22 protein-coding genes are annotated in these 25,511 nt (G+C 72.1%); 13 read left to right on the top strand and 9 right to left on the bottom strand.

All coding sequences use genetic code 11. The features are described 5' to 3' along the window. The first annotated feature begins 98 nt into the window (after positions 1-98). Complete coding sequence (locus ABFJ78_RS23000; RefSeq protein WP_436388380.1) at positions 99-1,013, top strand: hypothetical protein; 915 nt, start codon at positions 99-101, stop codon at positions 1,011-1,013. Between the two features lie 13 nt (positions 1,014-1,026). Here ABFJ78_RS23000 and ABFJ78_RS22995 read toward each other — a convergent pair whose 3' ends face one another. After that, positions 1,027-2,583, bottom strand: coding sequence for a mucoidy inhibitor MuiA family protein (locus ABFJ78_RS22995; RefSeq protein ID WP_436388379.1), 1,557 nt, complete (start codon positions 2,581-2,583; stop codon positions 1,027-1,029). 84 nt (positions 2,584-2,667) lie between these two features. Between ABFJ78_RS22995 and ABFJ78_RS22990 the strand changes: the two genes are divergently transcribed. From ABFJ78_RS22990 to ABFJ78_RS22980, 3 genes are read left to right on the top strand one after another with little or no spacing between them, the layout of a single operon-like run. Further along, on the top strand, positions 2,668-4,473 hold the full coding sequence (locus ABFJ78_RS22990; protein WP_436388378.1) for a Xaa-Pro dipeptidyl-peptidase: 1,806 nt from the start codon (positions 2,668-2,670) through the stop codon (positions 4,471-4,473). Next, the gene (locus ABFJ78_RS22985; protein WP_436388377.1) at positions 4,473-5,135 is read left to right on the top strand and encodes a YdcF family protein; all 663 of its coding nucleotides are present in this window, start codon (positions 4,473-4,475) and stop codon (positions 5,133-5,135) included. The genes ABFJ78_RS22990 and ABFJ78_RS22985 overlap by 1 nt, the downstream gene beginning before the upstream one ends. Before the next feature lie 57 nt (positions 5,136-5,192). Further along, positions 5,193-6,590, top strand: a complete 1,398-nt coding sequence (locus tag ABFJ78_RS22980) for an FAD-binding oxidoreductase (protein WP_436388376.1) — start codon at positions 5,193-5,195, stop codon at positions 6,588-6,590. Between the two features lies 1 nt (position 6,591). On the opposite strand, the gene ABFJ78_RS22975 is transcribed toward ABFJ78_RS22980, so the two are convergent. Both ABFJ78_RS22975 and ABFJ78_RS22970 read right to left on the bottom strand, forming a co-directional pair. After that, on the bottom strand, positions 6,592-7,233 hold the full coding sequence (locus ABFJ78_RS22975) for a response regulator (protein ID WP_436388436.1): 642 nt from the start codon (positions 7,231-7,233) through the stop codon (positions 6,592-6,594). Further along, complete coding sequence (locus ABFJ78_RS22970) at positions 7,230-8,345, bottom strand: sensor histidine kinase (RefSeq protein WP_436388375.1); 1,116 nt, start codon at positions 8,343-8,345, stop codon at positions 7,230-7,232. The genes ABFJ78_RS22975 and ABFJ78_RS22970 overlap by 4 nt, the downstream gene beginning before the upstream one ends. A gap of 96 nt (positions 8,346-8,441) precedes the next feature. Between ABFJ78_RS22970 and ABFJ78_RS22965 the strand changes: the two genes are divergently transcribed. Then, entirely contained in the window at positions 8,442-9,296 is an 855-nt protein-coding gene (locus ABFJ78_RS22965) for a M23 family metallopeptidase (protein ID WP_436388374.1), read from the top strand. A gap of 159 nt (positions 9,297-9,455) precedes the next feature. Beyond that, the gene (locus tag ABFJ78_RS22960; protein WP_436388373.1) at positions 9,456-10,622 is read left to right on the top strand and encodes a DUF4192 domain-containing protein; all 1,167 of its coding nucleotides are present in this window, start codon (positions 9,456-9,458) and stop codon (positions 10,620-10,622) included. A gap of 142 nt (positions 10,623-10,764) precedes the next feature. On the opposite strand, the gene galE is transcribed toward ABFJ78_RS22960, so the two are convergent. The 3 genes from galE to ABFJ78_RS22945 all read right to left on the bottom strand — a co-directional run bounded on the left by galE (position 10,765) and on the right by ABFJ78_RS22945 (position 13,742). After that, entirely contained in the window at positions 10,765-11,745 is a 981-nt protein-coding gene (galE, locus tag ABFJ78_RS22955; RefSeq protein WP_436388372.1) for a UDP-glucose 4-epimerase GalE, read from the bottom strand. Between the two features lie 99 nt (positions 11,746-11,844). Then, on the bottom strand, positions 11,845-13,029 hold the full coding sequence (gene galK / locus ABFJ78_RS22950; protein ID WP_436388371.1) for a galactokinase: 1,185 nt from the start codon (positions 13,027-13,029) through the stop codon (positions 11,845-11,847). Further along, the gene (locus ABFJ78_RS22945) at positions 13,026-13,742 is read right to left on the bottom strand and encodes a metal-dependent transcriptional regulator (protein WP_364445806.1); all 717 of its coding nucleotides are present in this window, start codon (positions 13,740-13,742) and stop codon (positions 13,026-13,028) included. Before ABFJ78_RS22945 ends, galK begins: the two co-directional genes overlap by 4 nt. A 214-nt stretch (positions 13,743-13,956) precedes the next feature. On the opposite strand from ABFJ78_RS22945, the gene ABFJ78_RS22940 reads away from it, so the two are divergent. The 4 genes from ABFJ78_RS22940 (at position 13,957) to ABFJ78_RS22925 (ending at position 20,207) form a co-directional block, all read left to right on the top strand. Further along, positions 13,957-14,802, top strand: a complete 846-nt coding sequence (locus ABFJ78_RS22940) for a sulfurtransferase (RefSeq protein WP_436388370.1) — start codon at positions 13,957-13,959, stop codon at positions 14,800-14,802. A gap of 412 nt (positions 14,803-15,214) precedes the next feature. Further along, positions 15,215-16,384: an acetoin utilization protein AcuC gene (locus tag ABFJ78_RS22935; RefSeq protein ID WP_436388369.1), complete on the top strand. Its 1,170-nt coding sequence runs from the start codon at positions 15,215-15,217 to the stop codon at positions 16,382-16,384. A 2-nt stretch (positions 16,385-16,386) separates the two neighbouring features. Further along, the gene (locus ABFJ78_RS22930; RefSeq protein WP_436388368.1) at positions 16,387-19,068 is read left to right on the top strand and encodes a bifunctional acetate--CoA ligase family protein/GNAT family N-acetyltransferase; all 2,682 of its coding nucleotides are present in this window, start codon (positions 16,387-16,389) and stop codon (positions 19,066-19,068) included. A gap of 2 nt (positions 19,069-19,070) precedes the next feature. Then, positions 19,071-20,207: a serine hydrolase domain-containing protein gene (locus ABFJ78_RS22925; RefSeq protein WP_436388367.1), complete on the top strand. Its 1,137-nt coding sequence runs from the start codon at positions 19,071-19,073 to the stop codon at positions 20,205-20,207. A 5-nt stretch (positions 20,208-20,212) separates the two neighbouring features. Here the strand turns inward: ABFJ78_RS22925 and ABFJ78_RS22920 are convergent, their stop codons facing one another. The 3 genes from ABFJ78_RS22920 to ABFJ78_RS22910 form a co-directional block, all read right to left on the bottom strand. Further along, positions 20,213-21,262, bottom strand: a complete 1,050-nt coding sequence (locus ABFJ78_RS22920; protein WP_436388366.1) for an LLM class F420-dependent oxidoreductase — start codon at positions 21,260-21,262, stop codon at positions 20,213-20,215. Between the two features lie 65 nt (positions 21,263-21,327). After that, positions 21,328-22,344 (bottom strand): acyl-CoA dehydrogenase family protein, encoded by a 1,017-nt coding sequence (locus ABFJ78_RS22915; protein ID WP_436388365.1) that lies wholly within the window; start codon positions 22,342-22,344, stop codon positions 21,328-21,330. Positions 22,345-22,353: 9 nt separating this feature from the next. Then, positions 22,354-23,517 (bottom strand): acyl-CoA dehydrogenase family protein, encoded by a 1,164-nt coding sequence (locus ABFJ78_RS22910; protein ID WP_436388364.1) that lies wholly within the window; start codon positions 23,515-23,517, stop codon positions 22,354-22,356. Positions 23,518-23,587: 70 nt separating this feature from the next. Between ABFJ78_RS22910 and ABFJ78_RS22905 the strand changes: the two genes are divergently transcribed. The 3 genes from ABFJ78_RS22905 to ABFJ78_RS22895 all read left to right on the top strand — a co-directional run bounded on the left by ABFJ78_RS22905 (position 23,588) and on the right by ABFJ78_RS22895 (position 25,480). Further along, positions 23,588-23,779, top strand: a complete 192-nt coding sequence (locus ABFJ78_RS22905) for a ferredoxin (protein WP_329049800.1) — start codon at positions 23,588-23,590, stop codon at positions 23,777-23,779. Positions 23,780-23,861: 82 nt separating this feature from the next. Further along, the gene (locus tag ABFJ78_RS22900) at positions 23,862-24,719 is read left to right on the top strand and encodes a 3-oxoacyl-ACP reductase (RefSeq protein WP_436388363.1); all 858 of its coding nucleotides are present in this window, start codon (positions 23,862-23,864) and stop codon (positions 24,717-24,719) included. After that, positions 24,716-25,480 carry a glucose 1-dehydrogenase gene (locus ABFJ78_RS22895; RefSeq protein ID WP_436388362.1) on the top strand — a complete coding sequence of 255 codons (765 nt, stop codon included), beginning with the start codon at positions 24,716-24,718 and terminating at the stop codon, positions 25,478-25,480. The genes ABFJ78_RS22900 and ABFJ78_RS22895 overlap by 4 nt, the downstream gene beginning before the upstream one ends. The last annotated feature ends 31 nt before the right edge of the window (positions 25,481-25,511 follow it).

Below are 25,511 nucleotides of genomic sequence, written 5' to 3'. Positions count from 1 at the left end.
CAACGGGTAGCCGGCCCTCGGCGTTGTTCCGGTTCTCCCGAACTGTCGTAGGCACCCACTAGGGTCCGACGGCAGGGCTTCGGCGAGAGGGAATCGGTGTGACGGCGGTGCTGGAACGCTTGAGAAACAGCCTTTTTCGCGAAAGAAACCTAGGAGACTTCGCGGTGTTCGTCCAGGAAGGGTTGTGTTCCGCTACGGAAGCGCGGCGGGCGCGCTGGAGCGCCCACCGCTTCGCGTACGGGCCCTTTTACCTGGTCGGAGCGAGCCTGGTGCTGGGTCATCTCGGGTACGATTTGGTCCAGCCGGCGCCACGCGACGAGTGGCTCGGGGTTGTGCCACTCGCGATGGGCCCCAGTCTGATTCCCCAGATCTACTTGTTCGTGGGTGCCTGGGGTGCGCGGTTCGCGGGCAACCGGATCCAGCGCCAGATCGCGAAGCTGTTGGACGAGCTGGGCAGCGTGGACCTCGTCGGATCCGGTACGTCCTTTCGTTGTCGGTACGGCAACCCGGCCCGTCTCGAACAGATCCGGATCCGGGAGCTCAGAGCCCTCCTGCGGCGGGCCGCGGCGACTGTTCCCGGCGAACTGTTGCGGCTGAGCGGTCGTGGTCATCAAGCAGGCGACCTGGTCACGACCGACAAGGTGAAGAACGTTTTCCTCGACGCCATGACCAGTGTCCCGAGGCCGGAATCGGGAGCCGAACGGAGAGAGCTCCGTAAGTTCCTGGCGGTTCTTTCCCTCGCGGTAATGGAAGCCGACCCGTACGTCCGGCTGGAGCGCGCCGTCCGCGCGATTCCGGCCGCTTGCTCAGCGCGCTCCGCTCCGCTCAAGACGTGGGCGTGGCGGCTGCACTCCCTTTCGATGCCGGAATTGCTGTCGATCATCGCTTTGCCGGTGGCCGGTTTCGTGGTCGCCAAACTGAGCAGTTTCTCCACACCGACAGGCTTGGCCGTGGCCGGCGCCGCTACAGCTGTCCAGGCCGTGATCCGATACTGGGAGAACTACAAGAACTGATCTCGTACGTGGGTCACTCCCGCCAGCCCGACAGCTCCACGCCCTTCGCCACATCCACCCGGTAGGACAGCTTCACCTCACCGGTCTGCCCCGGCTCCAACGTCAACTTCCAGGTGAACTCACCCAGCTCCGAGGTCTCCACCGGCTCCGGCGACGTCTTCACATCGCGAACCGTGATCCCGTCATCCCGCGAAACCGGCGTTTGATCGAGCACCGTGACGACGGCAGAACGCGGCCCGTGATTCCCCACCGAAATCCGGTACTCCGCCTCCCGCCGCCGCTGTCCCGACAACGTCGCCTTCGAAGCCGTCCGCCGGACCAGCTCCCGCTCGACCCGGATCCGGTCGTCCACCCCCAACGCCAGCTCCAGCTCCTCCCCAGGCGCCCAAGCCTCCAAAGAAGTAGTCCCGACGAACTCGGCGTCGTGGAACACCGATGCCCGCCCCGGCCGCAAAGCGAACGAAGACGTATTGACAACCGTGGCCCGCAAGTACGCCTCCTCGGCCAACACCGGCGCGGTGACATACCCGAGCGAGGCCGTGAGATCCAATTGAGCCAACGTCGTCCGGTGCCCCTGCGCTCCCGAGGGCACCGCTACCGGACGCGAAGGTCGATACGTCACCGCCGTCGTCCCCTGCTCGACCGAAGCCAACTTGGGCGCCATGGGTGCGGCAGCAGCGGCGAAACCACGAAGACGCGCCCCCTCCGGAATCCCGCCCCCCGAACCGCCATAAGCCGCCGCCGGAGCCGCCGGGATCGGATGCACCCGGTCCAAATACCACGGCGACAACTCCGGTACCACGACCGAAACCGCCGGCCGCGCGGTCGACAAAGCGAGTTCGCACTCCGGCCAGTCCTCACCCGTGTACTGGCTGACCAAACCATAAGAAAGAACCGTCACCTCGGTCCCGCGCACCCGGACGTCGTACCCCGGCTCCCAGCTGGCCCCGGGGACCACATAGGACAGTTCCAGCTCCGCAGAACCGGAAGCATCCGAAATCTCCAGCTCCACCACCACCGACGTACTGTCCTCTTCGGACCGCGCACTGTGGGATTCGATGCGCCGATCCAAAGCGGCGAGGTCCTCGCGCAGCCGCGTGATCCGGTCCGAAAGAACCCGCCGTGCCTTCAACGCCGAAGCCAGCTGCGAACTCAAAGCATCGGTCACCTCGGTGACGCGCGACGGCTCGGCAGTCCCCGCCGCCAGCGCCTTCGCGAAGCTGCCACCACTCCGCTTCGCGAGCGAAGTCAGCAGATCCACCTTCATCGCTTCGGCCGCTTCGTCGTCCACGACGCCGTCGAGCGTCGCCTGGTCCGCGCGCCGCTGCTCCACCAATGCCCGCAACGCCGCGTCGGCCGGGGACGCGTGCCGCTCGGTGCGGACGTCGACTCCCGTGATCAGCGCGGGACCCGTGCCGGTGACGCGCACCGAGCCCGGGTCGAGCGACAGGGGGAGCCCGGCGAACGTGACTCGCGGTCCGCCGTCAAGCGAAACGCGGCCTCGGCGGGTGATCCGGGCCTGCTGCGGGTAGACGGTCACGGCGGCGATCGGCGCTTCCACGGTCGGCATGCCCCCGACGTTAGTCTCTTGACACCCCCGCGGCCGGGACGGAAGTCTCGAAACCCGTCCGCTTCGCCCGGCTTGGGGGTTTGAGTGAAAGCCGCACGAACCGCAGTCCTGCTCCTCGCACTGGCGACCCTGCCGCTGACCGCGGTGCCCGCCGAAGCCGCGCCGCCCGCCCCGGTCTTCACCGGCGGCCAGGCGCAACCGGTGTTCGACCCGGCCGACGTCGTCCGCGAAGACGTCTGGGTCACCGCGCCGGTCGACAGCGACCACGACGGCGCCGACGACCTCGTGCACGCCCAGATCGTCCGCCCGCGCGCGACGCAGCAGGGGCTGAAGGTCCCCGTCGTCTACCAGGCCAGCCCGTACTACGCCGGCGGCAACGACATCGCGAACCACGACGTCGACGTCGAGCTGTACGCGCCCGGGTACGCCCGCGGCCCGGAAGGCCCGCGCGTCGCCGCGCACGGCGTCGGCCCGGCCACCCCCATCACCTGGCGTTACCAGGACTACTTCACCGCCCGCGGGTTCGCCGTCGTGTACGGCGAGTCGCTCGGCAGCGGCCTCTCGACCGGCTGCCCGACCACCGGGGACGTCAACGAGACGATCGGCGCGCGCTCGGTCGTCGACTGGCTCAACGGCCGCGCGGCCGCGAAAGACGCGAACGGCGCCGCCGCGAAGGCCGATTGGAGCACCGGCAAGACCGGCATGATGGGCGTCTCCTACAACGGGACGCTGCCGAACGCCGTCGCGAGCACCGGCGTCGAGGGCCTGGAGACGATCGTGCCGATCGCCGCCATCTCCAGCTGGTACCAGTACTACCGCAACGACGGCGCCGTCGTCGCGGCCGGCGGGTTCCAGGGCGAGGACGCCGACGTGCTCGCCGAGTACGTCTACACCCGGGCCGACCGCCAGGTCTGCCGCCCGGTGATCGACGGCCTGACTCGCGACCAGGACCGCGTGACCGGCGACTACACGCCGTTCTGGGACGTCCGCAACTACCGCAACGACGTCGCCAAGGTGCACGCGTCGGTCCTCGCGGTGCACGGCCTCAACGACTGGAACGTCAAGACCGACCAGGTCGCCGAGTGGTACGAAGCGCTCAAGGCACGCGGTGTCGAGCACAAGATCTGGCTGCACCAGGCCGGCCACGCCGACCCGTACTCGCTGCGGCGCGACGTCTGGCTCGCGACGCTGAACAAGTGGATGTCGCACTACCTCTACGGCATCGACAACGGCATCCAGAACGAGCCGAAGGCGACGATCCAGCGCGAGGACCTGTCGTGGACCGACGAGGCCGACTGGCCGGCGCCGGGCACCGCCGACGTCCGCGTCTACCCGTGGCCGGGCGGCAAGTCGAAGGGCGCCATCGACACCCGCCACCCGGTGCCGGGCACCGCGGCCGTCGAAACCCTCGCGGACGACTCGTCGAAGACCATCGAGCAGCTGGCCGGCCTGGCTTCGTCCGGCAACCGGCTGCTGTACGCGACTTCGGCGGCGAAGCAGTCCGTACGCCTCTCCGGAACCGCGCGCGCCGACTTGGCGCTGGCGTTCGACCGGCCCGCGGCGAACGTCTCGGCGATCCTCCTCGACCGCGCCCCCGACGGCACGTCCCACATCATCAGCCGCGGCTGGACCGACCCGCAGAACCGGACGTCACCCGCCCGCACCGAGCCGATCACGCCCGGGCAGACCTACCGGATCGGCGTCGAGCTGATGCCGAAGGACTACGTCCTCGCGGCCGGGCACCGGCTGGAGTTCCTGCTGGCCTCCAGCGACCACGACTACACGTTGCGCCCCAAGCCGGGCGCGGGGCTGGCGCTGGACCTGACGAAGACGTCGGTGACGCTGCCGGTGACGGGCGGCAAGCCGGCCCTGCGAGCCGCGTTCGGCTGATGCTGCCGGAGCACCTGGACGCCGATGTCCGCACGTTGTGGGAGTACCACGACCTGCGGCACGAACCACGGCGTTCCGACGTCGGGATCGGGCTGGGCAGCCGCGATCCCGGCGTCGCCGTCCACACCGCCGAGCTGTTCCACGCCGGGCGCTTCCCGCTCGTCGTCTTCACCGGCGCCAACGCGCCGACGACGGTGGAGCGCTTCCCGCGCGGCGAAGCGGTCCACTACCGCGAAATCGCGCTGGAGCTGGGCGTGCCCGACGACGTGATCCTGGTCGAGCCGGCGGCCCGCAACACCGGCGACAACATCGCGTTCACCCGGCGGCTGCTGGCCGAGCGGGGGATCCGGACCGTGACGCTGGTGACGCGGCCGTACCAGCAGCGCCGGGCCTACGCGACGGCGAAGCGGCTCTGGCCCGGCGTCGACGTCGTATGCGCGTCGAAAGCGGCCACGTTCGAGGACCACGTCACCGGCGAAGAGGACGTCGAGCGCGTGGTCAGCATGCTCGTCGGCGAGACCCAGCGGATCACCGAGTACGCGGCGCGCGGCTTCGCGATCCCGCAGCCCGTCCCGGCCGGCGTCGAGCGGGCGTTCGGCCGGCTGGCCGCGGCGGGGTTCACGCAGCGTCTCCTCCCGGCCGCCGAAGACCACGCAATGTAACGATCTTCGCAGGTCAGGCGACTTATGGGGGTTCTGTCCGCTGCGAGAGGAACCGCCATGACCTCGACCGCCGAACCCACCTTGGCGAGCTTGCGCGCCCAGCTGACCGGATCGCTCCTCACCCTCGGCGACGCCGGCTACGACGTCGCCCGATCGGTCTGGAACGGCGAGATCGACCGCCGTCCCGCTGTCGTCGTGCGGCCCGCCGGGCCCGCGGACGTCGCGGCAGCGCTCGCGTACGCGCGGGAAGCTGCGCTCGACGTCTCGGTGCGCGGCGGCGGCCACAACTTCGGCGGCGCCGCGGTCGTGGACGGCGGCGTCTGCATCGACCTCAGCTCCCTCCAGGCGGTCAGCGTCGAGCCGGAGCGCCGGACCGCGCGCGTCGGCGGCGGGGCGACGTGGGCGCAGGTCGACGCCGCCGCGCAGGAGCACGCGCTCGCGGTGCCCGGCGGCACGATCAGCCACACCGGCGTCGGCGGGCTCACCCTCGGCGGCGGCTTCGGCTGGCTCACCGCCAAGCACGGGCTGTCCTGCGACAACCTGCTCTCGGCCGAGGTCGTCACCGCCGACGGCGAGGTCCTGCGCGCGTCCGCCGACGAGCACCCCGACCTCTTCTGGGCGTTGCGCGGGGGCGGCGGCAACTTCGGCGTCGTCACCGAGTTCGAGTTCCGGCTGCACCCCGTCGGCCCACTCGTCCACCTGGGAATGTTCTTCTGGCCGGCCGAAGACGGGGTGGAAGCGCTGCGCCACATCCGCGAGGTGCTCGAGACCCTGCCGGCGGAGCTGGGCACGCTGGTCGCCGGGCTCAACGCGCCACCGGCGCCGTTCGTGCCCGAGGAGCACCACTTCCGCCCCGGCTACGCCCTGATCATCGCCGGCTTCGCGGGGGAGGAGCAGCACGCCGAGGCGATCCGGCCGGCGCGGTCGGGGCCGGCGCCGCTGTTCGAGTTCGTCTCGCCGATCCCGTACGTCGAGCTGCAGCGGATGATCGACGACTCCGCGCCGTGGGGCATCCTCGGCTACGAGAAGGCCGTCTACGCCGACGGGTTCACCGACGAGGTCATCGACGTCATCGCGGACTTCCTGCCGCGGAAGACCTCGCCGATGTCGATCATGCCGATCTTCCCGATGCGCGGCGCGTACCACGCGGTGGACGACGAGGCGACGGCGTTCGGCGGCTCGCGGCGCCCCGGCCTCGTCATCGGCATCTCCGCGGTCGCCCCCGAGCCGGAGTCGTTCGCGGCCGACCGGGCCTGGGTGCGGGAGTTCTGGGCGGCGCTGGCGCCGCTCGCGGACAACTCGGGCGGCTACGTCAACTTCATGGCGGAGTACGAAGCGGATCGCGTCCGGACGGCCTACGGGCCCGCGAAGTACGAGCGGCTCGCCCGGATCAAGGCGCAGTACGACCCGCGGAACGTGTTCCACCACAACGCGAACATCCCGCCCGCGGGGTGAGTCAGTCCGCGATGCCCGCCCGGTAGGCGAAGGCGACCGCCTGCGCGCGGTCCCGCAGCCCGGCCTTGGCGAACAGGTGGTTCACGTGGGTCTTCACGGTCGCCTCGCTCACCACGAGCGTGCGCGCGATCTCCGTGTTCGACAGGCCCGCCGCGATCAGCCGCAGCACCTCGATCTCGCGGGCGGTCAGGCCTTCGACCTCCTTGACCCGCCGGGGCGTGCTGCGGGTGGCGGCTTCGACGAGCCGCCGCTGCAGTTCGCCGTCCACTGTGGACTGCCCGGCGGCCGCCGAGCGCAGGGCCCGCGCGATGGCTTCGGCGTCGGCGTCCTTGGTGAGGAAACCTCGGGCGCCGGCGCGCAACGCGGCCAGCAGCGACTCGTCGTCGGCGTAGGTGGTCAGGACGACGACCTCGGTGCCGGGGTGCTCGGCGCGGATCCGTTCGGTGGTTTCGACGCCGTCGCAGCGCGGCATCCGCAAGTCGACCAGGACGACGTCGGGGTGGTGCTCGGCGACGAGGTCGAGCGCGGTCAGGCCGTCGGCGGCGGCGCCGACCACCTCGACGCCGGGCAGCAGCCCGAGCAGCGTGACCAGGCCTTCCCGGACCACCGCCTGGTCGTCGGCCAGCACGACGCGCAGCGTCACGCCGGCACCGTCAGGTGAATCCGCCATCCGTCCTCCCCCGGCCCGCTGTCCAGGCGCCCGTCGAGCAGCGCGACCCGCTCGTTCATCCCGCGCAAACCGTAGCCTGCGGCCGGCGCGTCGGGCGGCCGCCTGCCCTGCCGGTCGGCCACGGTCAGCTCCACCGACCTGTCGGTGTACCCCAGCGTGACGTCCACGTCGGCCTGCGCCGCGTGCTTGCGCGTGTTGGCCAGCGCTTCCTGCACCGCGCGGACCAGCGCGGTGCCGACTGCCGCGTCCAGTTCGCGCGGTTCGCCCTCGACCTTGAGGTCCGCCCGCGCCCCGCTGTCCAGCCGGTAGGCGGCCAGCAGGTCGGCGATCGCGCGTTCGACGGGCACGGCGTCCTCGCGCAGCGCGGCCACGGCCTGGCGGGCCTCGGCGAGGCCGTCCGACGCCAGCTTCTGCGCCCGTTCGATCTGCGCGACGGCGTCCGGGCTCGCCCCGTCGCGCACCAGCATCAGCCGGGCGCCCTGGAGGTTCAGGGACAGCCCGGCCAGCGAGTGCGCGAGCACGTCGTGCAGCTCGCGGGCGATGCGGGCCCGTTCGGCGAGGGCGGCCGCGCGGGCGTGCTCCTCGTTGGCGGTCTGCGCGCGGGCCAGCGCCAGCTCGGTCTGTTCGACCCGGGCGTTGCGCGTCCGCCGGTTCAGCCCCATCAGCACGATCACGGCGAGGACCGCATACGTCGACAGGGCGCTTTCCCAGAGGTCCTGGTGGGCCACCCAGGCCGCGGTGATCAGCGCGGCGTTCAGCACGACCGCCAGCACGACCGGCACCGGGGACTGCCGCAGCACCACGAAGAACGTCGTGCTGAACATCGCCACCGTCGCCCAGCTGCCCGGCAGGACCACCCACAGCGCGCCCGCGGCCGCGATCACGGCGAGCGACAGGACCGCCGACGTCCTCCGGGCGCCGAGGTCGGCGATCCAGGGCATCGGGATCGACAGGACGAGGGTGATTCCGATCAGCACCCAGGCGAGCGCGTCCGCGCGGTGCATCGCGGTGACCATCGGCACCGCGATGAGCCCCCAGCGCAGCCAGCCCTGCGCCGTGGGGAACCGAGGTCGTGGGGGTGTCATTCCGGGTGTCCTCCGCGGGTGCTTGTACGGAAAATGTACCGACGGGGGCTTCCCTTCGTGGGGTCAAGCTGTCCCGTTCGTCAGGAGGTAAGCCCCATGTCCAGGTTGCGACGGCTCGCCGTGTTCGCCGCCGCCGCGGCGCTCCCCGCGCTCGGCCTCACCCTCGCCGGCCAGGCGCCCGCGTCGGCGGCGCCGAACTTCCAGGTGCCGTTCAAGTGCGGGGTCACCGTGACCGCGGCGACGTTCAGCGGCCACAGCCCGGCGTACTCGGTCGACTTCCAGAAGGACGGCATCACCGGCATGCCGGTGCTCGCCTCGGCGTCCGGCACGGTGACCCGGGTGGCCGACGAAGGCAGCACGAGCTACGGCAAGTGGATCGAACTGGACCACGGCGGCGGCTGGCGCACCCGGTACGCGCACCTGTCGGCCCAGGAGGTCTCGGTCGGGCAGTCCGTGGCCCTCGGCAAGGAGATCGGCAAGGCGGGCGCGACCGGCGGCGTCACCGGCCCGCACCTGCACTTCGAAGAGCGGCTGGACGGCGTGGTGCAGAAGGCGAAGCTGAACGGCGTCGCCGTGCCGTACTACGGCCACACGAACTTCACGAGCAAGAACAACTGCGGCGGCAACCCGTACTCCGCCGAAGAGGTCTGCGGGGACGGCTTCTCGGTCGTCGACCAGCAGGCGCTGGCGAACTCTTCGGGCACGGCGTACCTGCTGTACAACTCCTCGACCAAGGCGAACTGCGTGACGACGCTGAAGGCGACGTCGCTCGGCACGGCCAGCCCGGTGTCGGCGTTCCTGGAGGTCGAAGGTTCCGCGCGGGTGACCGATTCCGGCAGCTTCACCTACTACGCCGGGCCGGTGAAGAAGACCGCCGCCGCCACCTGCGTGAAGTGGGGCGGCTCGGTGGGCGGCAACACCTACGAGAGCGGGTTCGAGCACTGCGGCTGAGGTCGGACCGGTCGGTGGGGCCGGGCACCCTAGCCCGCCCCACCGACAAAAACCCGCCGCCCGGGCGCCGCCCGCCCGGTTCCGTCCACATCGGCCCCGGCCATCCACAGATTCGCCGCCCCCGCCCCATCCGGCCCCGTCCTGCCCCACGCTGGAGGCATGACCACTTCCACCCCGACCGGCCGCCCGCCGGTAGAACTCCGAAATCCCGCGCTGCTGCTGGCCGCGCTCCCGTACCTGATCGGGTTCCGGCCCGCGAACTCCGTCGTCCTGCTCGGCCACCGCACCGACCGCGTGGGCCTGGTCCTGCGCGGCGATCTCCCGCACCCGGAAGACCGGACGCGGCAGGCCCGCGCGCTCGCGGCGAGGTACGTCCTGTCGCCGCCGACGGCCGTGACCCTGGCGCTGATCGGCGGCGGCCGAAGACCCGGCAGCCCGCCGCCGCACGCGGGCTTCGCGGCCGAGCTGGCCGACGCGCTGGACGAGCTGGGCATCCCGGTGCTGCACGCGTTGTGGGCCGCGGACATCACCGAGGGAGCGCCGTGGGGCTGTTACACGGACCCGGACTGCCACGGCGAGCTCCCGGACCCCCGGGCGACGGTCGCGGCAGCGTCGGCGACGGAAGCCGGTTGGGTCGCGTTCGACAGCCGTGAAGAGCTGGAGGCGCTGCTGGCTCCCCGTTCCCCGGAAGCAGTGGCCCGCCGGAGTGCGTCGTTGTCCGGCACGTCGTCATTGCCCTGGCCCGAGCCGGCATGCGTTTCCGAGGCGGCATCGGTGATCCGAGCAGCGTTCGAGCGCCAACGCCGCGGCGCGGGCTCGCCGACGGACGAGCAAGCGGTCCTGCTGGCGAGCGCGTTGACGCTCCCGGAAATCCGGGACGCGTGCTTGGGCATGGCGGTCCCGCCCCACACCCCACCGGCGCGCGAGGCCGAGCGGCTGTGGTTGACGCTGGTCCAGGAACTCCCGGCACCGGAGCGAGCCGAAGCGGCAACACTGTTGGGATACACGTCCTTCATGCGCGGCGACGGGGCTTTCGCGGGCATGGCCTTGGAGAACGCGCTGGAGGCGGACCCGGATCACGTGCTGGCCGGGTTGTTGAGAACAGTGCTGCGCCGCGGCATGCCACCCGAGCAGCTGCTGGGGTTGGCGTTGGCGGCGGACCCGGCAGGTGTGTCCGGGTTCGGGCTGGAGCCACCGGAGTTCGAGGAGGCGGAGGCGGTTTCGCCGGTGACTGTCGATTGTGGACTCACGGAGTTGGTGGGAGCCCAGTCGGAGTGGGGCGCAGAGGGTTCTTCGCCCTGTGCGCGCCCGGTCGAGTCCGGGTGAGCTGCCTGGCGTCCTAGGCGTTCCGGGGCCGCGTGCTGCCGGCCGAGCCTGACCGCCGCCGGTCGACGGCGGTCAGGCTCGCGGCTGGCAGCCGTTCCTGCCAGCTCCGGAGTACGCGACTCCGTCCGAACGACCCGGGACCTCAGCCCCGTCGAGCCTGGGTGAACTCCCAGGCGTCCCGCACAATCTCCGCCAGCTCGGTCCGCTCCGGCTTCCACCCCAGGTCCTCCCGGGCCCGGTCGCTGGCCGCCACGAGCACCGACGGGTCGCCCGCCCGCCGCGGCGCCACCGCCGCCGGGATCGGGTGGCCCGTCACCTCACGACAAGCCTCGATCACCTGCAGAACGGAGAACCCCGTGCCGTTGCCCAAGTTGTAGATCCGGTGCGAACCCGCCGTCGCGCTCTTCAGCGCCAGCAGGTGCGCGTCCGCGAGGTCCACCACGTGGATGTAGTCGCGGATCGCCGTGTGGTCCGGCGTCGGGTAGTCGTCGCCGAAGATCTGGATCTTTTCGCGGTCGCCCGTGGCGACCTGGAGGACGAGGGGGATGAGATGGGTTTCCGTGGTGTGGCGCTCCCCGAACGCGCCGTACGCGCCCGCGACGTTGAAGTACCGCAGGCTCACCGCGGCCAGTCCGTGCGCGCCGGCGAAGCTGGTGATCGCGTGGTCGATCGCGAGCTTCGTCGCGCCGTAGGTGTTGGTCGGCCGGGTCGGCGCGGACTCGGGGATCGGCGACTGCTCCGGCTCGCCGTAGGTCGCCGCGGTCGAGGAGAACACCAGGCGCGGCGTGCCGTGCTCGCGCATGGCCTCGAGCAGCCGCAGCGACGTGACGACGTTGCCTTCCCAGTACTTCGCCGGCTCCGTCATCGACTCGCCGACCAGCGACTTGGCCGCGAAGTGCAGCACGCCGTCGAAGCCCTCGCGCAGCAGGCTGCCCGCCACCTCGGCGGCGTCGCCCTCGACGAACCGCGCGTCCGGGTGGACGGCGTCGGCGTGCCCGGTGGACAGGTCGTCGACGACGGTGACCTGGTGCCCGGCCTCGATCAGCCGGGCGGCGCAGACACTGCCGACGTACCCGGCTCCGCCCGTCACGACCAGCTTCAGGGCGTTGCTCTGCTCCGACACGTCCAGGCCTTCCTGTCGAGGGTGACTGTGCGCCACAGTCTTCCCCCTGGCCGACGCGCGGGTCCGCCCGGGGGTTGCCCCGCGCGGACCCGCGCGGCCTCAGACCTCGTCGCGGCCCGCGCCGCGCGACGGCACCGCGGTGAACATCCGCGGCCGCCGGTAGCCGGCCTTTTCGTACGCCGCTTCGACGGCCGCCTTGACCCCGTCGAGGTCGGCGTCGCGGACCAGCGCGATCGCCGAGCCGCCGAAGCCGCCGCCGGTCATCCGCGAACCGAGCGCGCCGGCCTCCCGCGCCGAGTCGACCGCGAGGTCCAGCTCGGCCGTGGAGATCCGGTAGTCGTCGCGCATGCTGACGTGCGAGGCGTCCAGGTACGGCCCGATGTCGGCCAGCCGTCCGGCGCGCAGCAGCTCGACGACCTCGAGCACCCGCTGGTTCTCGGTGACGACGTGCCGGACGAGCGGCACCAGGTCGTCGGGCAGCCGGTCGAGAGCCGCGGAGAGCCCCTCGACGGTGATGTCGCGCAGCGCCTTCACCCCGAGCAGCTCGGCGGCGCGCTCGGTGCCGCGGCGGCGCTCGCCGTACCCGCCCTCGGCGTGCGAGTGCTTCGTGCGGGTATCCATGATCAGCACCTGCAGCCCGGCGTCGGCCAGGCCGAAGGGCACCTGCTCCTGCTCGCCGGAGCGCACGTCGAGGAACAGGACGTGGGACTCGGTGCAGCAGAGGGACGCCGTCTGGTCGAGCAGGCCCGTGGGCGCGCCGACGAAGTCGTTCTCCGAGCGCTGGACCCACCGCGCCACCTGCGGACGCGTCGGGACGCGGTCGCCGGGGGCGCCGAGCTCCAGCCCGGCCAGGCCCAGCAACGCCAGCGAGACCGCGCACTCGAGCGCGTGGGAGGAGGACAAGCCCGCGCCGGACGGCACGTCCCCGGCGATGACCAGGTCGGCGCCGGCGCTGAAGCCCTGGTCGCGCAGCACCCAGGCAACCCCCGCCGGGTACGCGGCCCACCCGTCGACCGTGCCCGGCGCAAGGTCGGCGATCTTGAGTTCGCCGGAGCGCTGGAGCTGGCCGTCGTCGCCCAGAGTGGCCACGGACAGTACGCCGTCCTCGCGGGGCGAGGCCGCCGCGGCCAGGCGGTGCGGCAGGGCGAACGGCAGCACGAAGCCGTCGTTGTAGTCGGTGTGCTCGCCGATCAGGTTGACGCGCCCGGGCGCGGACCACACGCCGGCGGGCGCGACTCCGTGGACCGTGCGGAACGCCGCCACGGCCTCCGAAGCGGGGCTCACCTGGCCTGCGCCAGGACTGCGTGCAGCGCGGAGCTGGCGACCTGGGCGGTGGTCTCGCCGCCGGTGACCTCGACGGTGCCGCCGTTGGCCTTGCCGATGGTGACCGTGCCGCCCGGCACGATGCCGACGGACTTGAGCTCGGTCATCAGCGACTCGTCCAGCTGGACGTGCTCGGCGATGCGCCGGATCTCGACGCGGCCGCCGCCGGTGCGGGCGAACTCGTCGAGCCGGACGAGGTCGGCCTCCGCGGGCGGGGCCGGGTCGCCGTCGCCCAGCTTGTCCAGGCCGGGGATCGGGTTGCCGTAGGGGGAGGTGGTCGGGTGGTCGAGCAGCTTGACCAGCTTGCGCTCGACGGCCTCGCTCATCACGTGCTCCCACCGGCACGCCTCGTTGTGCACGTGCTCCCACTCGAGCCCGATGACGTCGACGAGGAGGCGCTCGGCCAGGCGGTGCTTGCGCATGACGGCGATGGCCAGCTCGCGGCCGTGGTCGGTCAGCTGGAGGTGCCGGTCGTCGGCGACCACGACGAGGCCGTCGCGCTCCATCCGGGCGACGGTCTGGCTCACGGTCGGGCCGCTCTGCTGCAGGCGCTCGGCGATGCGGGCGCGCAGCGGAACGACACCTTCTTCTTCGAGCTCGTAGATCGTACGCAAGTACATCTCGGTGGTGTCGATGAGATCGTTCACGCTGTCCCCTTCGTCCGCGTTGCTCATCGTAGTCGTTGACCCCGACAGCGGCGGCGGGCCTTGGCGATACTGCGCCGATGGTTACCGATCGGACCGGCAGCCACGGCGGAAACCGGCACCACGAGGAGATCGCTCCGGTCCGTCTCCGCCTGCTTTCGGCCAGATCGGTGACAACTCGCCGGTGACGGACATGTCCGCACCCCGGCGCGGCCGGGCGGGCGGCCGCAGGAAGATGGGAGGCATGCGTCCGCTGATCAGCACCACCGACCTCGCCGCCGCGCTGGCCGGCCCGGCCGGGGACCGGCCCGTCGTCCTCGACGTCCGCTGGCGGCTCGCCGGCCCGCCCGGCGCCGATTCCTACCGCGAAGGCCACGTGCCCGGCGCGGTCTTCACCGACCTCGACCGCGTGCTCGCGGCCGAGCCGGGCGAGGGCGGCCGGCACCCCCTGCCCGACCCGGCCGACCTGCAGCGCGACCTGCGCGCGGCCGGCGTCCGCACGGGCGCGCCGGTGGTGGTCTACGACGACGCCGACGGCTCGGTGGCCGCGCGGGCGTGGTGGCTGCTGCGCTGGGCCGGCCACGACGAGGTGACGGTGCTCGACGGCGGTTACGCTGCGTGGACCGCCGACGGTCACCGGGTGAGCACGGAGCAGCCGGCGCCCGAGCCGGGCGACATCACGGTCCGGCCGGGCGGCATGCCGGTGCTCGACGCGGACGAGGCAGCGGCCCTGGCCCGCGACGGCTTGTTGCTGGACGCGCGCGCGAAGCCGCGCTACACGGGCGAGACCGAGCCGGTCGACCCGCGGGCAGGACACATCCCGGGCGCGGTGAACGCCCCGTTCGCGGCCCACACAACCGACGACGGTCACTGGCACGCGCCCGAGCAGCTCGCCGCCCGGTTCGCGGACCTGGGCTTGCGGCCAGGCGAGCCGGTCGGCGCGTACTGCGGCTCGGGAGTGACGGCGAGTTCGGTGGTGTTGGCGCTGGAGCTGGCAGGCCACCCGGGCGCGGGCCTGTACGCGGGCTCGTGGTCCCACTGGTCCCGCGACCCGCAGCGCCCGGCCGCGACGGGCGACCTGCCCGGCTGAGCACCAGCAGGCCGGCGGGGTGACTCACCCGGCCGCCACCGTGGAGCGGTGGGTGGGCAGCCGGGACGCAGGAGATAAGCCTGCCGGCCTGTGATGCAGCGGCGGGCAGCTGCCCTGCGCCGAGGACGGCGAGCACCGGACTGGCTGAGCCATCGCGCTAGTGCCGCCGCCCGCTTCGGCGAGCAGGCCGTGGCGGCAGCTGCCTGACTGCGCCACCACGGACCGGCGGATGGCAGTCCACGGCATCGAGCCGCCGCCGTGCCGGTGAGCCGGCTGCGCCGGCGACCTGCCCGGCCGTGCCATCGCGAGCCGGCGCCGGGTAGCCCGCCGAGCTGCCGCCGCCCCGGTGGGCTACCCCGCGCCCGCCACTTCCGGTCCACGCGTTCCCCCGATCGGCACTAGAGTCGACCGCATGTCGCCGGCCGTCGTTTGGGACTCCGCCCTTCTCGGTTATGACCTGGGGGGCGAACACCCGTTCAACCCCGTCCGGCTGGAGCTCACCGTCCGGCTGGCCACCGAGCTCGGCGTGCTCGACGACGTCCCCCTGCTCATCCCCACCGGCGCCGGCGACGAGGAGCTCCTCCGGATCCACGCCCCCGAATACATCGCCGCCGTGCGGGAGGCGCCGCTCGTCGGGTGGGATGTCGGGCATGGGCTCGGGACCGCCGACAACCCCGTCTTCACCGACATGCACGACGCCTCCGCCCTCGTCGTCGGCTCCACCCTCCTCGCCGCCCGGAAGATCGCCGAAGGGGAGGCGACCCGGGCCGTCAACATCGCCGGGGGACTGCACCACGCCATGCGCGACCAGGCGTCCGGGTTCTGCGTCTACAACGACTGCGCCGTGGCCATAAGCTGGCTGCTCGACCACGGCTTCGAGCGCATCGCCTACATCGACACCGACGTCCACCACGGCGACGGCGTCCAAGCTGCTTTCTACGACGACCCCCGCGTCCTCACCATCTCGATGCACCAGCACCCCTTCACGCTCTGGCCCGGCACCGGCTACTCCGCCGAAACCGGCCGCGGAAAAGCGGACGGCACCTCCGTCAACGTCCCGCTGCCCCCACGCACCCGCGATCCCGGCTGGCTGCGCGCCTTCAACGCCGTCGTGCCGTCACTCCTCGCCGACTTCGAGCCGCAGCTGCTGTTCACCCAGTGCGGTGTCGACTCGCACGAGGAAGACCCGCTGGCCGATCTCTCGCTCTCCGTCGACGGCCACCGCACCATCTACGCCACCCTCCGCGACCTCGCCGAGACCTACGCCGGCGGCAAGTGGATCGCCGTCGGCGGGGGCGGGTACCAGCTGATCCGCGTCGTCCCGCGGTCGTGGACGCACCTGATCGCCACCGTCCTCGACCGGGACGTCGCCCCCGCGACGCCGCTGCCGCCCGGCTGGGTCTCAACCGTCACCAAGGCCGCCCCGCACGCCGACCTCCCCAGCGCGATGACCGACGACCGGGAGACCGCTTTCAAGCCGTGGGGCGACGGCGAAGACGACCCGGTCGACGTCGCCGTCCGGGACACCCGCCGCGCCGTCTTCCCCCTGCACGGCCTCGACCCGGACGACCCCAGGGACTGACGATGACCGGCCGGGATCCCTTCGACTACCCCCGCGACTGGGAAGCCGACGTCGTGCTGTCCGACGGCGGCACCGTCCACCTGCGCCCGATCGTCCCCACCGACGCCGACGGCCTGGTCGCCTTCCACGCCAAGCTGTCCGAGCGCACCCGCTACTTCCGCTACTTCGGCGCCTACCCGCGGATCCCCGAGAAGGACCTGAAGCGGTTCTCCACCGTCGACCACCACGACCGCGTCGCGTTCGCCGCCTTCCTCGGCGACGACATCGTCGCGGTCGGCCGGTACGAACGGCTCGACCACGGCCCGTCGGCGGAGGTCGCCTTCGTCGTCAGCGACGCGCACCAGGGCCGCGGGCTCGGCTCGATCCTCCTCGAACACCTCGCCGCGGCCGCCTCGGAATGCGGGCTGCGCCGGTTCGTCGCCGAGGTGCTCGCCGAGAACGCCGCCATGGTCCGCGTCTTCCGCGACGCCGGCTACCAGGTCAGCCGCGAGATCGAAGAAGGCGTGCTGCACCTGGAGTTCGACATCGACCCGACCGAGGAGTCCCTCGCGGTCGCGCGCTCCCGGGAACAGGCCGCCGAGGCGCGCAGCGTGCACAACCTGCTGCACCCGACGTCGGTCGCGGTGATCGGCGCGTCCGCCGAGCCGGGCAAGGTCGGCCACGTCGCCTTCGCGAACCTGCTCGCCGCCGCGTTCACCGGCACCGTCTACCCGGTCAACCCGGAGCACCGCTCGGTCCGCGGTGTCCGCGCGTACGCGTCGGTGCTGGACATCCCGGACCCGGTCGACCTGGCCGTCGTGGCGGTGCCCGCCGAGTCCGTCGAGTCCGTTTTGGACGCTTGTCTCGCGAAGGGCGTCAAGACGCTGCTGATCCTCTCCAGCGGCTTCGCCGAAGCCGGGCCGCACGGCCTGCACGCCGAGCTGCGGCTGGTCGGCGAGGCGCGGGCGCACGGCATGCGCGTCGTCGGCCCGAACGCCCTCGGCGTGCTCAACACCGCGCCCGGTGTCCGGCTGAACGCCACCCTCGCGCCGCGCCTGCCCGTGCGCGGGCGCACCGGGTTCTTCTGCCAGTCCGGCGCGCTCGGCACCGCGATCCTCGCCGACGCCGAGTCGCGCGGCCTCGGACTGTCGACGTTCGTCTCGGCGGGCAACCGCGCCGACGTCTCGGGCAACGACCTGCTCCAGTACTGGGAAACCGACCCGGACACCGACCTGGTCCTGCTGTACCTCGAGTCCTTCGGCAACCCGCGCAAGTTCGCGCGGCTGGCGAGGAGGCTGGCCCGCACGAAACCGATCGTCGCGGTGAAGTCGGGGCGGCACGCGGTCCGCCCACAGCTCGCGGCGACGTCCACGGAGATCGACGAGGCCAGCGTCCAAGCCCTGTTCGAGCAGGCCGGTGTCGTGCGGGTGGAGTCGCTGGCGCAGCTGTTCGACACCGCGCTCGTGTTCGCCCACCAGCCGCTGCCCGCCGGGCCGCGGGTCGCGATCGTCGGCAACTCCAGCGCGATCGGGCTCCTGGCCGCCGACACCGCGCGGATGCAGGGGCTGCGGCTGGCCTTCGACCCGGTCGACGTCGGCCCGCAGGCCAGCCCGGACGACTTCGCCAAGGCGGTCGGCGAAGCCCTCACCTCGCCGGACACCGACGCGCTGGTCGTCGTGTTCGCCCCGCCGGTGGCCATCCCCGGCACGGCGTACGCGCGCGCCCTGCGCGAAACCGTGGTCGAACTCGGGCAGCGCAAGCCGATCGTCTCGACGTTCCTCGCCGCCGAAGGCGTCCCCGACGAACTGGCCGTCTCGACCGGCGACGGCGTGCCGACGCGCGGCTCGATCCCGTCGTACCCGAGCCCGGAACGCGCCGTCAACGCGCTCGCCGGGGTCATCCGGTACGCGGCGTGGCGGCAGCGCCCGCAGGGCACGCTGGTGCGGCCGGCCGGGACCCACACCGAGCAGGCGCAGGGGCTCGTGCGGGAACTGCTCGACGCGGAGAACGGCAAGACGACGCTGCTGTCCGACACCGACGTCGTGCGGTTGCTGGGCTGCTACGGCATCGACGTCGTCCCGTTCCGCGTGGCGTCCACAGTGGACGAAGCCGTTGCCGCGGCGGCCGAGCTGGGCTACCCGGTGACGCTCAAGGCCGTCGACGAGCGGCTGCGCGGCCGCCCCGACCTGGCGGGCGTGCGGCTCGACCTGGCGTCCGAGGATTCCGTGCGCACCGCCTACGAAACCCTGCGCGAGATCTCCGATGACGACGACGTCTACGTCCAGCGGATGGCACCGAAGGGCCTGTCGTGCGTGATCGGGCTGCAGGACGACCCGTCGTTCGGCACGCTCGTGTCGTTCGGGCTGTCCGGGCTGGTCAGCACGCTGCTGGGCGACCGCGCGTACCGGGCGGTGCCGCTCACCGACGTCGACGCGGCCACGCTGCTGCGCGAGCCGCGGACGGCGCCGCTGCTCACCGGCTACCGCGGGGACGAGCCCGCCGACCTCGCCGCCCTGCAGGACATGGTGCTGCGCGTCGCCGCGCTGGCCGAGGACAACCCGGAGGTGCGGTCACTGGTGCTCGACCCGATCCTGGCGTCGCCGGACGGCGCCTTCGTCGCCAACGCCCGTCTCGTGCTGGGGCCGCCGCCGTCGCGGCCCGACACCGGCCCGCGGCGCCTGCGCGCCATCAACCCCCTGGACTGACCATGGTGACCTTGACCGAGGTGCTGGCCAAGCACATCGAGGACGTGCCGGGCGCGGTGGCGCTCGTCGCGAGCGGCGGCCGGCTCGAAGTGGCGGCCGTCGGCTCGGCCGACGCCGAGGGCACCGTGCCGATGGCGCGCGACGCGCTGTTCCGGATCGCGTCGCTGACCAAGCCGATCGTCGCGGCGGCGGTCCTGCTGCTCGTCGACGACGGCGAGCTCGCGCTGGACGACCCGATCGCGCGGTGGCTGCCGGAGCTGGCGTCGCCGGTGGTCGTGCGGACGCCGGCCGGGCCGGTCGACGACGTCGTGCCCGCCGTCCGCCCGATCACGGTGGCCGACCTGCTGACGTTCCGCTGCGGGTACGGCCTCGCGGCGGACATGACGCTGCCCGCGGTCGACCTGCTGCTGCAGGTGCTGGGCCATCCGGCGGCGGCCCCGCGGGCGCTGGCGCCGGACGAGTGGCTGGCCGCGCTGGCGCAGGTGCCGCTGCTGCACCAGCCGGGGGAGGCGTGGCTGTACGGCACCGGTTCGGACATCCAGGGCGCGCTGATCGCGCGGGTGGCGGACCGGCCGCTGCCGGAGTTCCTGGCCGAGCGGCTGTTCGAGCCGCTGGGCATGGCCGACACGGGGTTCGCGGTGCCGACCGCCGCGCTGGGCCGGTTCACCAGCGCGTACCGGCCCGGCGAGAGCGGGCTGCGGCTGATCGACTCGCCGGAGGGCCGGTGGAGCAGCCCGCCTGCGTTCCCGTCCGGCGCGGCGGGCCTGGTTTCGACGGCCGACGACCTGCTCAAGTTCGCCCGGTTCCTGCTGGCCGAAGGCACGGTCGACGGCCACCGGCTGCTGACGGCGCAGTCGGTGCACGGGATGACGACCGACCACCTGACCCCGGCCCAGCGCGAAGCCGGCCGGCTGTTCCTGCACGGCCAGGGCTGGGGCTACGGCGGCTCGGTCGACGTCCAGGCGACGCGGCCGTGGGAGGTCCCGGGCCGCTACGGCTGGGTCGGCGGCGCGGGCACGGCCTGGCACCTGCACCCGGCGACGGGCACGGTGACGGTGTTGTTGACGCAGGTCGAGATGACGAGCCCGGAGCCGACGCCGCTGATGCAGGAGTTCTGGCAGTACGCCGCCGAGCAGTGACGGCGTCAGTCGCCCACCCCGGCCAGCTCCAAAGCCTCCGCCGCGCACCGCAGCGCCGCCCGGTTGACCTCCACGTCCGAATGCGTCGGCGACACCGCCAACGTCGTCACCCCCGCCTCGGCGAGCGCGCGCAGCCCGTCGGCGATGCGCTCCTTCGGGCCGAGCAACGACGTCGCGTCGAGGAACTCCACCGGGATCGCCGCCATCGCGCCGGCGTAGTCCATCGTCAGGTACCGCTCGCGGACCTCGTCGGCCGCGGCTTCGTAGCCCATGCGGGCCACCAGGTCGCGATAGAAATTGCGCTCCCGGCTGCCCGCTCCGCCGACGAACCCCGCGACGTACGGCCGGGCGTGGTCGGCCGCCCGGCGCCAGTCGGGGCCGACCGCCAGCGGGACCGTCGTCACCACGTCGAAGCCGGCCAGGGTTTCGCCGATCTTCGCGCGGCCCGCGCGGATCCGGTCGAGTGCCTCGCCGCCGTGCTCCGCCGAGAAGAACAGGCCGAGCCAGCCGTCCGCGATTTCCCCGGTGAGTTCGAGGTTCTTCGGGCCGAGCGAGGCCAGGTAGAGCGGGATGTGCTCGCGTACCGGCGGCACCGCGAGCGGCAAAGCCTTGCCCGGGCCGCCGGGCAGCGGCAGCCGGAAATGGGCGCCGTCGTGGCGGACCCGTTCGTACCGCAGGGCTTTCCGCACGATTTCCACGTATTCACGCGTGCGCTCCAGCGGTTTCCCGAACGGGACGCCGTACCAGCCTTCGGCGACCTGCGGGCCGGAAACCCCGAGCCCGAGCCGGAACCGGCCGCCGGACAGGTTGTCCAGGGTCGCCGCCGTCATCGCGGTCATCGTCGGGCGGCGCGCCGGGATCTGCAGGATCGCGCTGCCCAGCTCGATCCGCTCGGTCCGCGCCGCCAGCCACGCCAGCACGGTCGCGGCGTCCGAACCGTAGGCCTCGGCCACCCACACCACGGAAAACCCGAGGCGGTCGGCTTCCCCGGCCAGCTCGAGGTTCGCCCAGTCGTCCCCGGCACCCCAATACCCGATGTTCAGTCCGATTTTCACTCACCCGAAGTTACCGTTGGTAATCAACGAACTACCGGTTTACTGGGGTGGGACAGGGGTGCCGATCAACCGGCCAGCAGGTTCCCGAGCGCCAGCAGCTGCGGGGTCGCCGGGCCCAGCTCGAATTCGAGGCGCTTCGCCGCCGTGAAGTAGCGGTGCACTTCGTGGTCCACGTCGATGCCGACGCCGCCGTGGACGTGCACCGTCGTGTGGGCCACGCGGTGACCAGCCTCCGCGGCCCAGAACTTGGCCGTCGCCACCGCTTCCGCGGCGGGCAGGTCCGAAGCCAGCTGCCACGCGGCCTGCAGCGACGTCAGCCGGACGGCCTCGACGTCGACGTACGCGTCCGCGAGGCGCTGCCGGACCGCCTGGAAACCGCCGATGACGTGGTCGAACTGCTTGCGCTCGGCCGCGTACGCCGCCGTCAGCTCCAGGGATCGCTCGACGACGCCGAGCTGCTGCGCGCACACGCCGGCCGTCCCGCGCAGCCGCAGCCACTCGCCGATGTCGCCCAGCGAAGTCCCCGCTACGTCCGAAAGCTCCAGCAGGCACGCGTCCGCGTGGTCGGTCGTCTGCTGCGGCCGCACCGAGACCCCGGACGCGGTCGCGTCGACCAGGAAGACCTCGTCCGCGGCGGCGACCAGGAAACCGTGGGCGAACGCGCCGAACGCGACCGCGGGTTGCGAACCGGACAGGAGACCGTCGGTCGCGGTGAACCCGGACAGCGCCACCGCTAGAACGCGTTCTCCTCGCAGCACCGGCAGCACCCAGCGGTCCACCAGCTCCGGCGTGCCGAACTCGGCCAGCGCCGACGCCGCCATCGTGATCGACGGCAGGTACGGGACCGCCGCCACCGCGCGGCCGATCTCGGTGAGCACCGCGCACTGTTCCAGCAGGCCGAACCCGCCGCCGCCCAGCGACGACGGCAGTGCCGCGTCGAGCACGCCCGCGTGCCCCAGCGCCGTCCACAAAGGAGCGTCGAAGCCGCCGGTGCCGTGCGGGTCGTGGGTGGCCTTGCCGGCGAGGATCCGCCGGGTCAGCGCGGCGAGGTCGGCCGACGCCTCGGAAGGGGTGAAGTCCATGGAACGCTCCTAGCGCGTGACGGGCAGGCCGAGGGCGGTCGCGGCGATCATGTCCCGCTGGATCTCGTTGGTGCCGCCGCCGAAGGTGAGGATCAGTGCCGACCGGTGCAGCCGCTCGATCCGCCCGGCCAGCAGTGCGCCCGGCGAGCCGTCGCGCACGACGGCGGCCGCGCCCAGCACCTCCATCAGCAGCCGGTAGGCCTCGATCGCGAACTCCGTGCCGTACACCTTCGTCGCCGACGCCTCCGCCGGCCCGAGCTCGCTCGCCGCGGCCGCCCAGGCGATCCGCCAGTTCCGCAGCTTCAGGTACTCCGCTCCGGCGTGCACGCGCGCGAGGTGCACCCGCACCCATTCCTGGTCGATGGCGCCGGTTTCCTTCGCCCACGCCAGGACGTCGGCGAGGGCCTTGCGCACCGGCGCCGCCGACGTCAGCGCGACGCGCTCGTGGTTGAGCTGGTTGGTGATCAGCGGCCAGCCCGCGTTCTCCTCGGCGACCCGCGCCGACACCGGAACGCGCACTTCGTCGTAGTAGGTCGCGCTCGTGCCCGCGCCCGCGACCGTGTGCACCTTGGTCCACGAGAAGCCTTCAGCGGACGTCGGCACGATCAACATCGACAGCCCGCGGTGCTTCTTCGCGTCCGGATCGGTCCGGACGGCGAGCCAGACGTAGTCGGCGTACTCGATCAGGCTCGTCCACATCTTCTGCCCGGTGACGACGTACTCGTCGCCGTCCCGCACCGCCCGCGTCTTCAGTGACGCGAGGTCGGTGCCGGCCTCCGGCTCGGAGTAGCCGATCGAGAAATGCAGTTCGCCCGCGGCGATCTTCGGCAGGTAGAACGCCTTCTGCTCGTCGGTGCCGTAGCGCATGATGGTCGGCCCGACGGTGTTGACCGTGAGGAACGGGACCGGCACCCCGGCGATCGCGGCTTCGTCGGTGAAGATGAGCTGGTCCAGCATCGACCGGTCCTGGCCGCCGTACTCCTTCGGCCAGCCCAGCGCGAGCCAGCCGTCCTTGCCCAGCTGCCGGACGATCTCCTTGTACGCCAAGCCGTCGCCGTACTCGCCGCCACCCGCGCGCAGGCTCTCCCGCCGCTCCGGCGTCATCAGCTCGGCGAAGTACTCCCGAAGCTCCGCGGCCAGCGCACGCTGCTCCGGCGTGTAGTCGATCCGCACCCGTCACCCCGATCCGGCGTTATAGTAGAACCTGTTCTAGTTGTACCAGGACTCACGCGGCGGAGGAAGCATGGAGATCGGCGTCGATCGTTCGCTCTGCGAGGCGAACGCGGTGTGTGTCGGGTTCGCGCCGGACGTCTTCGACCTGGACGACGACGAGGAGCTCGTCATCCAGCCGGGTCCGGTACCGGCCGATCGGATAGAACAAGTTACAGATGCAGTCAAAGGCTGTCCGAAGAACGCCCTGTTCATCGCCGGTTAGCACTGTTCACTGAACCCCTTGCGAAGAGAAAGAACAGATTCTAGTGTAGGCGCGGTCACAGGACTCGATGAGGAGGCCTCGCGTGAGCCTGACCGGCAGGACAGCGATCGTAACCGGCGCCGCCGCCGGACTGGGACGGGCCGAAGCCCTCGCCCTCGCCGCGCGCGGGGCCACTGTCGTCGTCAACGACATCACCGAGGCCAAGGACGTCGTCGAAGAGATCGAAGGCGCAGGCGGCAAGGCCGTCGCGGTCGCCGGCGACGTCGGCGACCGGGCCACCGCGGACGCGCTCATGGCCGCCGCGCTCGACCTCGGCGGGCTCGACATCGTGGTCAACAACGCGGGCGTGCTGCGCGACAAGATGCTCTTCTCGATGTCCGACGACGAGTGGGACACCGTCCTGCGCGTCCACCTGCGCGGGCACTTCCTGCTGTCCCGCAACGCCACCAAGTACTGGCGCGACAAGTCCAAAGCGGACGGTCGGCCGGTGTATGGCCGGCTGGTCAACACCGCGTCCGAGGCGTTCCTCATCGGCTCGCCCGGGCAGCCCAACTACGCCGCCGCGAAGGCGGGCATCACCGCGCTCACCATGTCGGCCGCCCGCGGCCTGGCCAAGTACGGCGTCCGCGCCAACGCGATCTGCCCGCGCGCGCGGACGGCGATGACCGAGGGCGTGTTCGGTGCTCCTCCCGCCGAGGGCGCCGACCCGCTCTCGGTCGAGCACGTCGCCCCCTTCGTCGCCTACCTCGCCTCGCCCGCGGCCGAGCACGTCAACGGGCAGGTGTTCGTCGTCCACGGCGGCACGGTCGCCCTGGTCGAGCCGCCGCGGATCGAGCACCGCTGGTCGCTCGACGAGCTCGAGACGTCGGTCAGCGCCTTCTTCGCCGGCCGCGACCCCGGCCGGATGTTCGCCGCCACCGAGATCCTGGGAGAGTCATGAGGCTGGACGGGAAGATCGCCCTGATCACCGGGGCCGCGCGCGGCCAGGGCGAGGCCGCGGCACGCGCGTTCGTCGCCGAGGGCGCCAAGGTGCTGATCGCCGACATCCTCGACGACGAGGGCAAGCAGCTCGCCGCCGAACTGGGGGAGCAGGCCGTCTACCAGCACCTCGACGTCGGCGACGAGGACGGCTGGGCCGCTGCCGTCGACCGGGCGGCCACCGAGTTCGGCGCCCCGAACGTGCTGGTCAACAACGCGGGGATCCTCCACTTCTCCGAACTCGGCAAGACGAAGCTGGCCGACTACGAGCGCGTCATCCGGGTGAATCAGATCGGGGCGTTTCTCGGGATGCGCTCGGTCGTTGAACCGATGACCGCCGCCGGCGGTGGCTCCATCGTCAACGTGTCCTCTGTGGAGGGACTGGCCGGGATGCCCTACCTCGTCGCCTACACCGCGAGCAAGTTCGCCATCCGCGGGATGACCAAGGTCGCCGCGATGGAGCTCGGCCGCAAGCACATCCGCGTCAACTCGGTGCACCCCGGCGCGATCGACACCCGGATGGTCGAGACCGCCGCCGGCGGGCAGAAAGTCGACATGTCGTACGTCGGGAAGAAGGTGGCGCTCGGCCGGGTCGGGCAGCCGGAGGACATCGCGAAGCTCGTCCTCTTCCTGGCCAGCGACGAAAGCGCGTACTGCACGGGGGCGGAGTTCGTCGCGGACGGCGGCGCCACGGCGTCGCACGCGCTCAACCTGAGCTTCTGACGATCAGTTAACACCGCTAACGAAAATCGGG

It is taken from the genome of Amycolatopsis sp. MEPSY49, assembly GCF_051337345.1.
Classification (GTDB): Bacteria; Actinomycetota; Actinomycetes; order Mycobacteriales; family Pseudonocardiaceae; genus Amycolatopsis.
Note: the sequence above shows the minus strand (reverse complement) of the source record. Positions and strands in the feature narration are given on the sequence as shown.

Coding starts and splice junctions, on each gene's coding strand:
- ABFJ78_RS22895 (WP_436388362.1), top strand. CDS start 24,716: ATGAGGCTGGACGGGAAGATCGCCCTGATCACCGGGGCCGCGCGCGGC.
- ABFJ78_RS22945 (WP_364445806.1), bottom strand. CDS start 13,742: ATGAGCAACGCGGACGAAGGGGACAGCGTGAACGATCTCATCGACACC.
- ABFJ78_RS22925 (WP_436388367.1), top strand. CDS start 19,071: ATGGTGACCTTGACCGAGGTGCTGGCCAAGCACATCGAGGACGTGCCG.
- ABFJ78_RS22935 (WP_436388369.1), top strand. CDS start 15,215: ATGTCGCCGGCCGTCGTTTGGGACTCCGCCCTTCTCGGTTATGACCTG.
- ABFJ78_RS22905 (WP_329049800.1), top strand. CDS start 23,588: ATGGAGATCGGCGTCGATCGTTCGCTCTGCGAGGCGAACGCGGTGTGT.
- ABFJ78_RS22995 (WP_436388379.1), bottom strand. CDS start 2,583: ATGCCGACCGTGGAAGCGCCGATCGCCGCCGTGACCGTCTACCCGCAG.
- ABFJ78_RS22980 (WP_436388376.1), top strand. CDS start 5,193: ATGACCTCGACCGCCGAACCCACCTTGGCGAGCTTGCGCGCCCAGCTG.
- ABFJ78_RS22970 (WP_436388375.1), bottom strand. CDS start 8,345: ATGACACCCCCACGACCTCGGTTCCCCACGGCGCAGGGCTGGCTGCGC.
- ABFJ78_RS22965 (WP_436388374.1), top strand. CDS start 8,442: ATGTCCAGGTTGCGACGGCTCGCCGTGTTCGCCGCCGCCGCGGCGCTC.
- ABFJ78_RS22985 (WP_436388377.1), top strand. CDS start 4,473: ATGCTGCCGGAGCACCTGGACGCCGATGTCCGCACGTTGTGGGAGTAC.
- ABFJ78_RS22915 (WP_436388365.1), bottom strand. CDS start 22,344: ATGGACTTCACCCCTTCCGAGGCGTCGGCCGACCTCGCCGCGCTGACC.
- ABFJ78_RS22940 (WP_436388370.1), top strand. CDS start 13,957: ATGCGTCCGCTGATCAGCACCACCGACCTCGCCGCCGCGCTGGCCGGC.
- ABFJ78_RS22930 (WP_436388368.1), top strand. CDS start 16,387: ATGACCGGCCGGGATCCCTTCGACTACCCCCGCGACTGGGAAGCCGAC.
- ABFJ78_RS22960 (WP_436388373.1), top strand. CDS start 9,456: ATGACCACTTCCACCCCGACCGGCCGCCCGCCGGTAGAACTCCGAAAT.